This window comes from Pedobacter sp. Leaf194, assembly GCF_001423945.1.
In the GTDB taxonomy this organism is placed as follows: domain Bacteria; phylum Bacteroidota; class Bacteroidia; order Sphingobacteriales; family Sphingobacteriaceae; genus Pedobacter.
Genome location: NZ_LMPU01000008.1, coordinates 444,971 through 459,409, shown reverse-complemented (window position 1 = coordinate 459,409; position 14,439 = coordinate 444,971). Strand labels below are relative to the sequence as shown.

The 14,439-nt window shown below is 38.3% G+C and carries 14 protein-coding genes; 6 read left to right on the top strand and 8 right to left on the bottom strand.

Annotated elements, in window-relative coordinates; translation table 11 throughout:
• Window positions 1-261: 261 nt before the first annotated feature.
• Window positions 262-660, bottom strand: a complete 399-nt coding sequence (locus ASG14_RS09660; RefSeq protein ID WP_056870844.1) for an SRPBCC family protein — start codon at window positions 658-660, stop codon at window positions 262-264.
• Window positions 661-694: 34 nt separating this feature from the next.
• Window positions 695-1,354, bottom strand: coding sequence for an orotate phosphoribosyltransferase (gene pyrE, locus ASG14_RS09655; RefSeq protein WP_056870843.1), 660 nt, complete (start codon window positions 1,352-1,354; stop codon window positions 695-697).
• Here pyrE and ASG14_RS09650 point away from each other — a divergent pair.
• Window positions 1,353-1,964, top strand: a complete 612-nt coding sequence (locus ASG14_RS09650; RefSeq protein ID WP_056870842.1) for an NUDIX hydrolase — start codon at window positions 1,353-1,355, stop codon at window positions 1,962-1,964. The two genes, pyrE and ASG14_RS09650, sit on opposite strands and share 2 nt — an antisense overlap.
• A 91-nt stretch (window positions 1,965-2,055) precedes the next feature.
• On the opposite strand, the gene ASG14_RS09645 is transcribed toward ASG14_RS09650, so the two are convergent.
• The 5 genes from ASG14_RS09645 to ASG14_RS09625 all read right to left on the bottom strand — a co-directional run bounded on the left by ASG14_RS09645 (window position 2,056) and on the right by ASG14_RS09625 (window position 5,363).
• A complete protein-coding gene (locus tag ASG14_RS09645; protein ID WP_056870841.1) occupies window positions 2,056-2,664 on the bottom strand; it encodes a hypothetical protein in 609 nt (202 codons plus the stop codon).
• A complete protein-coding gene (locus ASG14_RS09640) occupies window positions 2,654-3,157 on the bottom strand; it encodes an RNA polymerase sigma factor (RefSeq protein WP_056870840.1) in 504 nt (167 codons plus the stop codon). The genes ASG14_RS09645 and ASG14_RS09640 overlap by 11 nt, the downstream gene beginning before the upstream one ends.
• A gap of 157 nt (window positions 3,158-3,314) precedes the next feature.
• Window positions 3,315-3,776: a pantetheine-phosphate adenylyltransferase gene (gene coaD / locus ASG14_RS09635; protein WP_056870839.1), complete on the bottom strand. Its 462-nt coding sequence runs from the start codon at window positions 3,774-3,776 to the stop codon at window positions 3,315-3,317.
• Window positions 3,777-4,029: 253 nt separating this feature from the next.
• Entirely contained in the window at window positions 4,030-4,566 is a 537-nt protein-coding gene (gene rsmD / locus ASG14_RS09630; RefSeq protein WP_056870838.1) for a 16S rRNA (guanine(966)-N(2))-methyltransferase RsmD, read from the bottom strand.
• Window positions 4,557-5,363 (bottom strand): DUF3822 family protein, encoded by an 807-nt coding sequence (locus ASG14_RS09625; protein WP_056870837.1) that lies wholly within the window; start codon window positions 5,361-5,363, stop codon window positions 4,557-4,559. Before ASG14_RS09625 ends, rsmD begins: the two co-directional genes overlap by 10 nt.
• Before the next feature lie 463 nt (window positions 5,364-5,826).
• Between ASG14_RS09625 and ASG14_RS09620 the strand changes: the two genes are divergently transcribed.
• The 3 genes from ASG14_RS09620 (at window position 5,827) to ASG14_RS09610 (ending at window position 9,616) form a co-directional block, all read left to right on the top strand.
• Window positions 5,827-6,966 carry a putative sensor domain DACNV-containing protein gene (locus tag ASG14_RS09620; protein WP_056870836.1) on the top strand — a complete coding sequence of 380 codons (1,140 nt, stop codon included), beginning with the start codon at window positions 5,827-5,829 and terminating at the stop codon, window positions 6,964-6,966.
• Between the two features lie 312 nt (window positions 6,967-7,278).
• Window positions 7,279-8,712, top strand: a complete 1,434-nt coding sequence (locus tag ASG14_RS09615; RefSeq protein WP_056870835.1) for an ATP-dependent RecD-like DNA helicase — start codon at window positions 7,279-7,281, stop codon at window positions 8,710-8,712.
• Window positions 8,713-8,950: 238 nt separating this feature from the next.
• The gene (locus tag ASG14_RS09610; RefSeq protein WP_056870834.1) at window positions 8,951-9,616 is read left to right on the top strand and encodes an MCP four helix bundle domain-containing protein; all 666 of its coding nucleotides are present in this window, start codon (window positions 8,951-8,953) and stop codon (window positions 9,614-9,616) included.
• 81 nt (window positions 9,617-9,697) lie between these two features.
• Here ASG14_RS09610 and ASG14_RS09605 read toward each other — a convergent pair whose 3' ends face one another.
• A complete protein-coding gene (locus ASG14_RS09605; RefSeq protein ID WP_056870833.1) occupies window positions 9,698-10,543 on the bottom strand; it encodes a S1 RNA-binding domain-containing protein in 846 nt (281 codons plus the stop codon).
• 293 nt (window positions 10,544-10,836) lie between these two features.
• Here ASG14_RS09605 and ASG14_RS09600 point away from each other — a divergent pair, with 293 nt between their 5' ends.
• Both ASG14_RS09600 and ASG14_RS09595 read left to right on the top strand, forming a co-directional pair.
• The gene (locus ASG14_RS09600) at window positions 10,837-12,573 is read left to right on the top strand and encodes an ABC transporter ATP-binding protein (RefSeq protein WP_056870832.1); all 1,737 of its coding nucleotides are present in this window, start codon (window positions 10,837-10,839) and stop codon (window positions 12,571-12,573) included.
• Window positions 12,557-14,317, top strand: a complete 1,761-nt coding sequence (locus tag ASG14_RS09595; protein WP_056870831.1) for an ABC transporter ATP-binding protein — start codon at window positions 12,557-12,559, stop codon at window positions 14,315-14,317. The genes ASG14_RS09600 and ASG14_RS09595 overlap by 17 nt, the downstream gene beginning before the upstream one ends.
• Window positions 14,318-14,439 lie beyond the last annotated feature (122 nt).

Sequence of the window (14,439 nt, the reverse complement as noted above, 5' to 3'; positions counted from 1 at the left end):
TGCCCAAAACATTACAGACTGACTAAAATACTGATAACTAGTAATTTGTGCTGAAAATTTGTCGTATTTTTTGGATGCGGGGGTATTCAAAATGAAAATCATTTATTGAAGGTGGCAAAGATCAATTCCAATGTATAAACTCCTGCATCCTGTAACGAAAAAAAGATAATGCACAAAAAAAAGCATCTGCCAGAAGGCAAATGCTTTTTTTTATGATCGATTTGGAACAGTTTAACGGTTTCTTGAAAACTAACCGTATGTTTATCCCAAAATCTCTTTTAATTTTTCTGTTTGGTGATCGGCAAGTTTTTGCAGCGGACCGGAGGCTAGCATTTTCATCATCATATTTAAGTCTGCAGAGATGATGTGTTTCGCAGTAGTAGTCCCGTTTCCATTGTCTTCAACTGTCCATTTCAATTCTACTTCAAAGGGTGCTTTTTCTGTAGGAATGGCGGTTAACTCCTGGTTTTCTACGCGATTGGAAATTTTAATAGCTAGTTTAGCCATGTTTTGGATGGTAAAACGGGCTTCATCTTCAGTAGATTCCCAATTGTAAATATTTTCGGGCATCAGTTGCTGATGGTTGTTCATGTTTGAGAGAAAAGTATAAACCTCCGAAACAGGTTTATTTACTTCTACAGCGCTTTCGATAATCGTCATTATGTATTTTATTAGAGTTATTCTAAATTCAAATCTAAGATTCGGGACTTTCTACTTGTCCCCATTCTGATGGATTTAATCGCCACTTGCTCAGCAATTCCATATCGCTTTTGGCAATAATGCTGTGCTCGGCAGCGTAATCAATCAGCGCCCCGTAATTTGATAAGGTTAAGTAACGGCATTTTGCTGAGGTAAAGTTTTCATCTGCCTTTTCAAAGCCGTAAGTAAAAATTGCGGCTAAACCGGCAACCGATAAACCGGCCGCTCGAAGCGCTTCAACTGCTTGTAAGCTGCTTTTTCCGGTAGAAATCAAATCTTCGATAACCACCACACGCTGCCCTTCTACAACTTCTCCTTCAATAAGGCTCCCGGTGCCGTGTTCTTTGGCTTTAGCCCTTACATAGATAAAAGGTAAACCCAATTCCTGCGCTACCAAAACGCCTTGAGGAATTCCGGCAGTTGCCACACCAGCAATAACATCAACCGAACCAAATTCTTCCTGGATGGCTTGTGCTAGTTTCTGACGAATGTAAGTTCTAACCTGTGGGTGAGAAAGTGTAATCCGGTTATCGCAATAAATTGGCGACTTCCAACCAGATGCCCATGTAAAAGGATTATTAGGTTGTAATTTAATTGCCTTTATTTGTAATAAAAATTCCGCTACCTTTAATTCAATATCACTTTTATTATACATGGCCCAAAAATACAGAATTTATATCAACGATAACACCCTCTTTATATCAGATGTTTTGCCAGAACAAAAGGAAAAAATTCAACAGCTTGAATTTCAGGATTTTGATTTGCAGACATTTTACAAAAAATTAAAAAATGGGTCGAAGAAGAGCTACATTTTTTTAACTAAAAACCCGAAGGAAACCTTTAAAAAGCTAAAAAAGAATTGTGAAATTATTAAGGCTGCGGGTGGCTTAGTGGAAAGTATTAATGGTAACTATCTTTTTATTTTTAGAAACAAGAAGTGGGATTTGCCTAAAGGAAAGCTTGAAGATGGTGAGAATATGAAAGAAACCGCCGTTAGAGAAGTAGAAGAGGAATGTGGAATTAAGGTTGCCAAGCGAGAGGAAAAGCTTTGTAAAACCTATCACGTTTACCCGATGGGTTCGAAAATGGTAATCAAAAAAACCAACTGGTACAAAATGAAGGTAAAAGGCGAACCTAAGTTGATTCCTCAAAAAGAAGAAGGAATTGATGAGGCCGTTTGGTTGGATAAAAATCACATCGGACCCGTTGTAAAAAACACTTTTCCATCAATTATGGATGTGTTAAGGGCCGGAGGAATTTTGTAAAAAACAAGGGTATTTTATAACCTTGGTGGCTTCAATTTCTTTCACAGCTATTGCAATTGTGGCAAAAAAATAGTGATTCTTAACTCGACGGCTAATTTTCGTAGTCAAGTTCATCAACAATTTTTTTCACCCTGTTCAGGTATCTTCCATAGTAAAACCATGCCCACATTTCAGTAATTGCCCCGATAACTAAAATCGAGATGAAACAGTTTAAAATTAGGTAAACAGGTGAAAGTTTAGTCAGGATTCTTGCAAAAACAGTCGATCGCTCAATGAAAAGATAAACAGCAATAAAGGCTAGCCCTATAAAAGCGATAATATAAGTAAGTGCTTTATAGAGTTCTATGTTTAATTTCATTTCGTAGAAAAACCAAAGTATACTCTTTCGACTATCCATCGTCATATCATAAGAGTTTTTATAAAACCGATAAAATTTGAAAAAGTAATAGGCCGTAAAACCGCAAATAACCGCGTAAAAAGTTAGGTACACGGTCGTCATGATTGCGGCAAAGCCGAAAAGATAGGGGATAGCGGCCATCAAAACCAGTGCAATTATCTGGTAATTAAACTCGTGTTTCATTTTTCTTCTGATAATGTCGACAGGCGTTCTGGCTTGCTTTATTTTAAGCATGTCTACAGAAATAGCAGTGTCTTCGATGCCATCAGCACCCCAATCATTTTTTATATCGTCAAAATTCATAACCGTTTTTCTTAATAATGAGTTGTAATTTTTCTTTCGTTCTATTGAGTTTAACCCTGGCATTTACCTCGCTAATCCCGAGGTTTTCAGCGATTTCTTTGTGTGATAAATTTTCGAGAAAAAGAAATATTAATGCTTTCTCTACTGCGTTTAATTCATGAACGGCTTTGTATAAATAAGCAAGTCTCTCTTCCTTGTGCTCGCCCTCATTAGTGTCGATAACATCGATATTATCATCTAAGGGCGTTTTATCTACTTTCCGGTTTTCTTTTTTAAAATAAACTAAAGCCGTATTTAGTGCTACGCGATACATCCAGGTAGAAAATTTGCTGTTGCCCTTAAAGGTTGGGTAAGCTTTCCAAAGCTGCATCACGATTTCCTGAAATAAGTCTCGTTGTTGCTCAGCATCATCCATATACATTTTCGCAACTTTATGTACAATTGCTTTATGCTGATTAATCAAGGCGAGAAATTTCGTTTCAATCTCTTTCATTTAGATCTGGTTGGGCTAAATGAAAGAAGTTTCTGAACAAACCGGCAAGTCTTCATATCGAGAAATATGCTTTCATAAATAATCGTTTACATTATAGGTATTCGATTTTTGAAAACGTTACAGACTTTTTTAAAAGAAAAAGGGAATTTTAGGTTTATTATAGAAAACGAAGTGCTTCTTTGGGTACAAAGGGACTAACATCCCCATGGTTTCTTAAAATATCTCTTACAATAGTAGAGCTGATTGCTGAGTATTCAGGCTTGCTCAAAAGTAAAATCGTTTCTACTTCAGGCATCATGGTTTGGTTAATTTGTGCGATGGCTCTTTCGTATTCAAAATCAGAAGCTGAACGAATGCCACGAACCATATAGGTTGCGCTTATTTTTCTGCAAAAATCAACTGTCAAGCCTTCATAGGTTCTAATTTCGATATTTTTATAGCCTTCGAAAACTGTTTCTAAAATTTGAAGTCGCTGTTCGGCAGTAAGAAAATTTTGCTTGGAACTGTTTAGTCCGATGCCGATAACAATCTTGTCGAAAAGTGGAGTAGCACGTTGTAAAATGTTTACATGGGCGATTGTGATTGGGTCAAATGAACCTGGAAACAGTGCTATTTTCATAACTCAAATATAAATTTTTAAGCTGAAAGGAAAAAGTTTAAAGTATAGAGCTTCACACCCGTCATTGCAGCAAACGACGAATCTTTAATGCTCGCTCGGAAAAATAATAGCGGAGTGAACTTATTAATATGTCGTTTTTCTTAATTGCTTTTGTAGAAAAAATACGAAAAAAAGATTGTAATCCTTAGCACCGAAAAACCGTTTTACTGGGTTTGTCTCGGCCTTTATAACCTAAAATCTATGCGATTTTCGGTTAACTAAATTCGAAAAAGCTAAACGATGAATTGCCATACTTCCTGGTATCGGTAAATCCAGGCTGGCTGTTAAGTTTCATGTTACTTTGATGTTCAACAACTAATAAACCGTTGGGTTTTAATAGCGCCTGTGTAGCAACCATTACAGGTATTTGCGGGATGTTAGGCATGTTGTAGGGCGGATCGGCGAAGATCAAATCGTAAGACCCTGTCATTTGCGTTAAGACCTTAAAAACATCACCTTTACGAACTTCTACCTGATCAAACTCAAGCTTTTTTGCGGTAGTTTTAACCCAGTTTACACATCCGTAATCCATATCAATTGCCAGGATTTTTTCAGCATGTCTGGAGGCAAATTCAAAGGTTAAATTGCCTGTTCCACAGAATAAATCCAGAACTGAGCAATTTTCGAAATCGAATTTGTTATTTAAAATGTTAAAAAGCGCCTCTTTTGCCATATCGGTAGTCGGGCGGACAGGCAGATTTGCGGGTGGCTGCAAACGAATTCCTTTTAGTTTTCCTCCAATTATTCGCATAAATCTAAAGCAAGTAAGCCGCTGAAATAGTGTTTAGGCATGTCGGCCAGTAAGTCACTGCTTTGTTTTCCAGCCGGAAGAAAGAAATAAAGGTTATTGAAGTATTTTAAAAGGGTGTTGTAATAATCATCATCCTCATTAATTATGCCTTGCAGATAAACAGAAACTGATTCATTTAAACCCAGTTGTTCGATAATCAGCAATAAAAAATAGTTGAATTCTTCGGCTGTTTCTGCGCTGTAATGATTTTGAAAGATGACCTTTTTGTCTTTTACAAATAATACGTTAAACGTCGAAGCAGTAAAATCAATCAATAATGCATCTTCAGACAAATTTCCAAATAAAGCAAACAAGGGAGATGATTGCGGGTAAAACCGAGTATCTTTAGGCAGTTTATCTTCTACTTTTTCACTGATTGAGAATAGGGTGTTGAAGCCTAGTTCAGTATGATGTTGAGTGTAAAACTTACCTTCCGAACCCAGAAACTTGGAATAAACTGATTGATTGTCGGCATCGAACCATTCGTGGGGAATAAAAATAAAATTTGAAGTGTACACTGCCGCCTTGATTGCACCATATTTTTGAGTTAGATGGGCATCTGTTTCAAAGGCTACTTTCAAATCCTGTTCTATATCTCCGGAATGCTGTTTGTCGAAAATCACATTCACTTGCCCACGCTCTTTGTTTACAACTGCATACGAAAAGCTATCGTTCGTTATTTTCAGTAGCAAGTGGCAATTAATTGATTCAGCAGTTTTAAAATTCGGGTCGATTAGTAAAAGGCTGTTATTAGTCATTGAAACAAAAATAGAGTTTTTTAGAGATTAACTACAACTGAAATGACAGAAAACAAAAAAAACGGATGAAACGTGTTTTACACAAATGTTTAAACGGTGTTCTGCGGATCGTCTGGCAATTTTTCGATTTTTATTTACAGATGCAGATGTTTTGCCACACAAAGACGGAATTTAATTGAAACTGATATTATTTTTTGTTTTATTACGCTCAAAACACGGTCTGTTTATAATTGTCGTCCAGTATTTTTGACACAGAAACACAAAATTTACAGAATCTGATATGTTTTGTTTCTTGATGTAGGCATGCTTTATTGGTGAATGTTAGATAGTATTCTGCCATACAATGCGGACTCTGTTAATTTCCTTATCGTATTTTCTGTGGGGGTGATATGGTAAAATCTTTTTACCAAAATCAAACCTTTGCATTATCTGAAATTCGAAATATTCAGCTTAAATTCGGAACATGAGTTATAAGCCTACTTATAAAGCTGCAAACACTGTTGCGGCTAAAATAGAGCAACATTTTATTAAGCTGCATGCTAATGCGGCTGCCCAGGGTGAGGTTGATTTGGCAACGCAGCCAGATAGAAAGACCATCGAGGCTTTGATAGATGTTGCTTTCTGGAGTAGTTTACGCAAAGAGGAGGGACATTCGCCCCGTATTTCGGTTGCTTTTTTACCGCCTTCGCAAACCTCTAAACCACTAAAATTTGCCAAACCACTGCCCCTTAACGCCAACACACTTACTAAAATTGCACCCGGCGTAGAACGCTCGGGAATTCACCTGGGCGTTTGGGAAGAAGATGGAGAGCTTTACATTTGGGGTACAACTTTAAATATTCCGAACTTTTGTTTTGTAGTTGATGTTTCTGAACCCGGCCTCATCGTAATTAAGCACCGCAGAATTTATGGGATTGGTAAATACACGAATGTTGCTGTTTTAAAAGGCGAGCAGATAAGAATCGTTGATGATACATCTTGTACAAATCGAGATTGTCCGCCGATTTTGAAGGCATTATTAGATTTAACCGTTTTGGCAAGCTGGAACGACCCGATAAATATTTTGATTCAGTTTTCGGTTTCTATGCGTAGCCATGGGCGGGGCGGGGCGTTGCTAATTGTACCCAAGGGCGATGAAAAGTGGGAAGATTCTATCATCCATCCTATACAGTATTTGGTTGAACCTCCCTTTTGCGGGCTATCAAATCTGGCAAAGCAGAGCGGCAACCAAAGCGAAATTTTCTCTCAGGGTGCTTTACGCCGAGAGGTAGAACATTTAGCAGGATTAACTGCTGTTGATGGCGCTACAATTATTAATGAACAGTTCGATTTAATCGCTTTTGGAGCCAAAATTGGTCGGGCGAAAGGCAAGCCAACTGTAGAACAAATTGCGTTTTCAGAACCAATTGTTGGTGGAGAAGATAAGATTTTGTATCCTGGTCAGCTGGGTGGAACAAGGCATTTTTCTGTTGCCCAATTCGTTAATGACCAACCTCAGGCAATTGGTTTAGTAGCCTCGCAGGATGGCCATTTTACAATTTTTAGCTGGAGTAAGCAGCAAAATATGGTGATGGCGCACAGAATCGAAACGTTATTATTGTAAGCTGTGATCCGTAATTTGTAGAGCAGATTTAGACGGAAGGGAGATAATCTTCTTCAAACATATTGTATTCGAAGCCAGGATGTTTGCATTTTTGCGGGTAAGACTTTAAAAATAGCTTATATCTTTGCCATCTAAACCGTATTGTAGCGTTATACTTTTTTGTAAGGAAGCCGATAACATTCGTGTTCCGTTCGCAAAAAAGATTTAGCGAAAAGACGGGCTGCCGAAACCTATTTGTAACGTAGTTGGTTTTCCAAATCTTAAGGCAAATACTTTTTAAAATTATTTTTCAATAAAACGATTCAACAATTCATGTATATCGACAAAAGTGAACTTATTGCCCAGGCTTACGCACACACGCCGACCAAAGAGCAATTGCTTTTTTGCGAACGGATGTCGAGGTTTTTGCAGGAAAGTGATGAGTACCGCTGTTTTGTGCTGAAAGGCTATGCCGGAACCGGTAAAACAACATCGGTGGCGGCATTGGTTAAGGTGTTAAATAAGTTTAATTTACGGAGCGAATTGTTGGCCCCAACAGGCCGGGCGGCAAAGGTAATGAGTCAGTATTCTTACCGCAAGGCATTAACCATACATAAAAGAATTTATAGGAAACGCTCAGCGGCATCGCCGGAAATGCAATTTCAGATAGCGCCAAATCTGGCTGAGCATACGCTTTTTATTATTGATGAGGCCTCGATGATTGCTGATGAATTTAATGAAACGGGTTCGTCTATATTGCGGGATTTGCTTGAATTTGTTTACAATACCAAGAACTGTTTTTTGCTTTTTGTGGGCGACACGGCGCAGTTACCGCCGGTTGGAAGTTTAGAGAGTCCGGCTTTGAACGAAAAATATTTGCAGGATAAATTTGCTTTAAGCGTGAGCTCTGTAGAGTTGAAAGAAGTGGTTCGGCAGGAGAAAAAATCGGGTATTTTGGCAAATGCGACAATGTTAAGAACGCAGATTTCTAAAAATCCTGAAAATCCTTTACCCAGGTTTTTGACTAAAAATTATAAAGACATTTACAATATGGCGGGCGCAAGGTTGGTTGAAGGCCTTGAATATGCTTACCGAAAATTTGGTATAGAAAATACGCTGGTGGTGTGCCGCTCCAATAAATCGGCAAACGTTTACAACCAGCAAATCCGGGCAAGGCTGCTTTATCGGGAAGAAGAACTTACGGGCGGCGACCAGATTATGGTGGTTCGAAATAACTATTTTTGGCTACCCGAAAATGAAGAGACTGCCTTTATTGCGAACGGCGACATGGCCAAAGTGATTCGGGTTCGCGGCGAAGAAGAACGCTATGGTTTCCGCTTTGCGGATGCCACATTGGAGTTTTTGGATTTCCCGGCGGCCGGCCAAATCAGTTGCAAAGTGATGCTTGATACCTTAAATCTTGAATCGGCAAACCTACCTTATGAACAAAATAAGAAGCTTTTTGATGGTTTAAACGAAGATTACGAACACATTGCCAACAAACGCGAACGCATGCTGGCCATAAAAGCCGACCCTTTTTACAATGCACTGCAAATTAAATTTGCTTATGCGGTTACTTGCCATAAGGCGCAGGGCGGGCAGTGGGATGCTGTTTTTGCCGACCAGGGTTATCTAACCGAAGAGATGATCGATTTGGATTTTCTACGTTGGTTGTACACCGCTGTAACCCGGGCAAAAAAGGAACTTTACCTGGTAAATTTTGCTCCGCAATTGTTCGCAAAAACTGCGCAGGAAGATTATTTTTAGAAGCTCGCCGCGAAGTTCAAGTTTGGATTGATGCGCATTTGAAATACACAGAAATAAAAGAAAATTCTGGTTCAAAGCCGAGTTCAATTTGCTAACAGCTTAATAATGCGTTTAACAAAAGCAGCAAGTTCTAGTGTTTAATCCCTTACTGCGCATCAGCATTTATTTAACGAAGTAAACAAAATTACAAGCTGTAAATGAGCTTTAATTCTTACATTGATTTTTTAACTAATTTGATATGAAATTTGCATTTAGCCTAAAAAACAAGTTGAAAGTAGCTTTCTTACTTTTTTGTATTATGTGTTGCACTCTACTCATCCGTTTTCTGGAGGATAAAAGTGTAAGCAAAATAAACGAATCTTTCATCTCGATGTACAATGACAGGCTGGTGCCCGCCACCGACTTGTACTTTATTGCCGAAAACCTCTACCACAAAAATGACATCATTCAAAATGCGTTGGCTGATAATGAACACTTATTAAAAAGCGTTTCGCGAATTGATAAACACAATCGTAAAATTGATTCGGTTGTTAATAAATTTGAGCTGACTTTGCTGGTAAAACAGGAAAAAACATTTTTGGAAGATTTAAAAAAGGCGTTAAAAATGCAGCGGGAAATAGAACGTAAAATTCTTGGTTTATCAGTTGACAACGCAAAAGAAACCTACAAAGTAATTGGAAGGAGCACTTCTGCGCAAACTTTGAATAAACTTTCCGCACTAATCAAAATTCAATCAAAGGTGGGTGATGAGTTGATTAAAGATTCAAAAATCTTCGTTTCGGGCACTAAAATTTACTCTACTTTTCAAGGAATTTTGGCTGTAATTATAGGCATCATGATTGTATCCATCATTTCGGCCTCAAATATTGTTAAAATCCAAAATGATAAATTCAACTTAAATTAAAAGATATGGATTTGAATACAGGCTTTTAAAAAGGAATGTAAGCTTAGTTGTACTTACATTCCCGATACCTTGAAACAACAATTATTCTGCGTCGTTGTCGGTTAATAGCCGGATGGAATCATCAGAAAGGACAATTAAACGCTCTTTGTAAAGCGAGCCAATTGTTTTTTTAAACGCACTTTTGCTAATTTGGAAACGATGATAGATTTCTTCCGGAGAACTTTTGTCGCCAAGCTCAATTACTCCACCTTCCTTTTTCAAAGCGGCTAAAATAGTCTCTTTCGAATCTAAAATATGACCGTAACCGCTCGGTTGCAAGGTTAAATCAATCTTACCTTCTAAACGGATTTTCTTAATCCAGCCCCTTCGCTGTTCCCCAATCTGAATGTTGTCAAAAACCTCGTTGTGATACAACAAACCGATGTAGGCATTATTTATTATTGCATTAAATCCTAAATCGGTTTCTTCGGTAATCAACAGGCTTACCTCGTCTCCTTCTTCAAAATCAAAGTTTTCCTCTTCAACAAAATCATACAATTTTGACGATGCCAGGAGTCTGTCGTTATTTTCATCCAGATACAAATACACCACATATTTGTAGCCTTTTTGCATCGGTCTCTTTTGTTCTTTCGTAGGCACATAAACATCCTTGTCGATGCCTAAATCCATGAAAACGCCCTCGTCGCCATCAGAAACAACTTTTAGGAACGCAAAATCGCCTACTTCGGCATATGCTTTCTGGGTTGTGCCGGTTAAGCGGCCATCTTTTTGAATGTAAACGAAAACGCTCACATTGTCGCCAATTTCTAAACCTTTTGGTACGTATTGGTAGGGCAAGATAACCAACTTATCGCCATCAGTTAAATTCAAACCGGCCTCAGTTTTACTTAATACCCTTAATTCGTTATACTTTCCTATTTCAATCATAATTTGGGCACCATTTTCTTCAATGGTTGTGCTGCAAAGGTAGCAATGTTTGTGTGGAATACGTTTTTAAATCTGCCGGAAATATTCAGGCTATCAATCGGCAATAGCTGCTCAAGTTATTATCATCAACATATATAAAAGTAAAAACCGATAATTGATTTAAAATTACCATGTCCCTTGTGGCTATACATCTGCACGTAAACCACAACATTACGTTTCTCAAAATTTAAATAAACAGTAGACTATTCAAATAAATGGGTTAAATTTGCGTTTTACAAAGCTCAGCGCAAAACATGGCAAAACCCAAAGAAGCTAAAAAACCGAGTGTTTTTAGCTTGCTTGCATCATACAAAGGCTTAATTTTCCTGTTGGTTTTTTTTGCATTATTAAGCAATGGAATTAATTTATTGCTACCCAAAATTATCGCCCACGGAATTGATTCATACACAAACAAAACGTTTAATTTAAATTCGATATTGGTTGAGTTTTCGTTGGCTATTGTGTTGGTTTTCATCTTCACATATCTGCAAAGCATTGTGCAAACCTACGCTTCAGAACGTGTGGCAAAAGATTTGCGTACAAAGCTTTCCGACCAGATTTCGCGACAGAGCCATGCTTATGTGATTCAGGCAAATCCGTCTAAATTACTCACAAACCTTACTTCTGATGCTGATTCTATTAAACTGTTTGTTTCGCAGGCAATCGTTTCCTTAGCTTCATCTTTATTTTTAATTGTAGGCGCCAGCATCTTGTTGCTTATGATAAACTGGAAACTTGCGCTTTGTGTTATTGCCATAGTACCAATTATTGGTGGTGCATTTTTCTTTGTATTGAAAAAAGTAAGGGTGCTTTTCATCAAAAGCCGTGAAGTTATCGATTGGTTAAACAAAGTAATAAGTGAAAGCATTTTAGGTGCTGCATTAATAAGGGTAATCAATTCGCAACAGCTCGAGTACAATAAATTCCTTGATGCAAATGCAAAGGCCCGCGATTTGGGTTTATCAATTCTACGCTTATTTGCCGGGTTAATTCCAATTATCGTTTTCGTAGCCAACTTATCAGGATTAACAATTTTGGTGCTTGGTGGTCATTTTGTTATTAACGGTACAATGACGTTGGGTGAGTTTGCTGCCTTTAACAGTTATCTCGCTTTAATTATTTTTCCGATTTTGGTCATCGGTTTTATGAGCAATGTGATTGCACAAGCCACCGCATCTTACCAAAGAATAGAAGCGGTTTTAAATGCCCCGGAAATTAAACATCCCGGAAAGTTGGATGATGAACTTATTGGAGATGTTGAAGCTAAAAACATATCGCTGTCGATCGGGCAAAAGCCAATTTTAAAAGACATTTCCTTTTCGGCAAAAGCCGGTTCAAAAACGGCAATAATCGGTCCGACGGCAGCTGGGAAAACCCAATTGCTTTACATTTTAACCGGCTTGATTAAGCCTACCAGTGGCGAAACGACATTCGACGGGAAGGAGCTTAATCAATACAACCAGGAAAATTTTCACAAACAGGTTGGTTTTGTTTTTCAGGATAGTATTATGTTTAACATGAGCATTCGGGAAAATATTGCCTTCAGCGATGCTGTTACGGATGAATCTTTAGCGAAAGCCATTCAAACTGCTGAGCTTAAAGATTTCGTAGATAACCTGCCGGATAAATTAAACACCATTGTATCCGAGCGTGGAAATAGCCTTTCGGGCGGGCAAAAGCAACGTATTATGTTGGCAAGGGCATTGGCCGTAAATCCGAAAATTTTATTACTCGATGACTTTACCGCACGTGTGGATACCAACACGGAGAAGAGAATTCTGGAAAACATACAACAAAATTATCCGGGTTTAACATTGTTATCAGTAACCCAAAAAATAGCATCTGTTGAAAATTACGATAAAGTTATTTTGTTGATGCAAGGCGAAATCGTTGCCGGGGGAACACATCAGGAATTGCTGAAAAGCAGTCCTGAATACGTTCAAATTTACAATTCACAACAGAGCACCAGCAATTATGAACTACAATCTTAACCAGCTACAATCAAAGCAGGAAAAGCAATCTACTTACCAGGCGCTTAAAAGATTGCTTAAATTCATTTCTGGCGAGCACAAAAACCTTTGGCTGGCTTTAGTAGCTATTTTAGTTAATTCCGGGCTGCTGTTACTGGGGCCACTGCTGGTTGGCCACACCATCGATGCCTATATTCGCACCGGGCAGTTTCATGGCGTTTTAGTTTTCGGCGGAATACTTTTGGTAATGTATATGATTGCAATGATTACCGGCTACACGCAAACAAAATTAATGGGCGGAATTGGTCAGCGAATGTTGTTTACCCTGCGGAATGCGATTTTTAACAAACTGCAGGAATTGCCGGTTTCCTTTTTTAACGAGAACAAGGCCGGCGACTTAATATCTAGAGTAAATAACGATACTGACAAGCTTAACCAGTTTTTTTCGCAATCATTAATGCAGTTTGTGAGCAGCATTATAACCATGATAGGTGCTGGAATTTTCTTACTATCCATTAATTTTGAACTCGGCGCTGCGGCGCTTTCACCTGCGGCCGTTATCGTGATTTTTACCATGGCCTTATCTCCGTGGGTTAAGCGTAAAAATGCCAAAAACTTAAAAAGCGTTGGCGGAATGAGTGCAGAGATTCAGGAAAGCCTGAACAATTTTAAGGTCATCATCGCTTTTAATCGCCGCGATTATTTTAGAAAGCGATTCGATGAAGCGAATCAGGAGAATTATAAAACTGCTATTGGTGCCGGATTGGCGAATAATATTTTTGTTCCGGTTTACGGTTTGCTTTCCAGCGCAGCGCAATTAATTGTATTACTTTTTGGCATTTACTTAATTTCTATTGGAAGTTTTTCTCTTGGCCTGTTGGTAAGTTACATTTCATATTGTACTAATTTTTATAACCCTTTGAGGCAGTTGGCTGCCTTATGGACTAGTTTTCAGGTAGCGATGGCGAGTTGGGACCGGATTTCTCAAATTTTAAACCTCGAAACAAATCTTAGTCTGACAGAAAACGATAACGCCCTGGGCTCAGATGCATTGCTTGAGTTTAAAAGTGTTCACTTCTCTTATGATGATTCAAAGGAAATCCTTCACAACGTTAATCTGAGATTTGAAAAAGGTAAAACATATGCTTTAATTGGTCCTACTGGGGGCGGGAAAACTACCACAGCCTCTTTAATCTCGCGTTTGTACGATACGACCAAAGGAACTGTTTTGCTGAACGGGAAGGATATCCGTTCCTTTACGGCTACGGAGCGCACGCAAAAGATTGGCTTCATTTTGCAGGAACCATTTTTATTTACCGGCACGGTAAAAGAGAATATTCTTTACGGAAACAGCCAATACAAAGATGTAACTGATAACGAATTGAAAAAAATTATACAGGATGCGAACCTCGGGGCACTACTGGCAATTTTTGATGAAGGATTAGATACGCCGATTACTTCAGGATCTGACAGCATCAGTTTGGGGCAGAAGCAATTAATTGCCTTTATGAGGGCGGTTTTGCGTAATCCGGAATTGTTGATTTTAGATGAGGCCACAGCAAATATCGACACCATTACCGAGCAACTTTTAGGCAGCATTTTAAATAAATTATCAAAAGACACGACTTTGGTAATTATTGCCCATCGCTTAAATACCATCGAAAATGCCGATGAAATTTATTTTGTGAACGAAGGTGAAGTACAAAAAGCAGGAACGCTAAATGATGCACTGGATATGTTATTAAAAGGCAAAAGGGTAAGTTAAAATATCATCATTTTTTTGCTAAGGGTTGTTTCTACACTTGAGCAGAAGCGAAATTATTTGAAACCGCGATTGCGTTAAGGCTGGCGGCACAAAAACAACTACACAAAATTTTTACTTGCAAT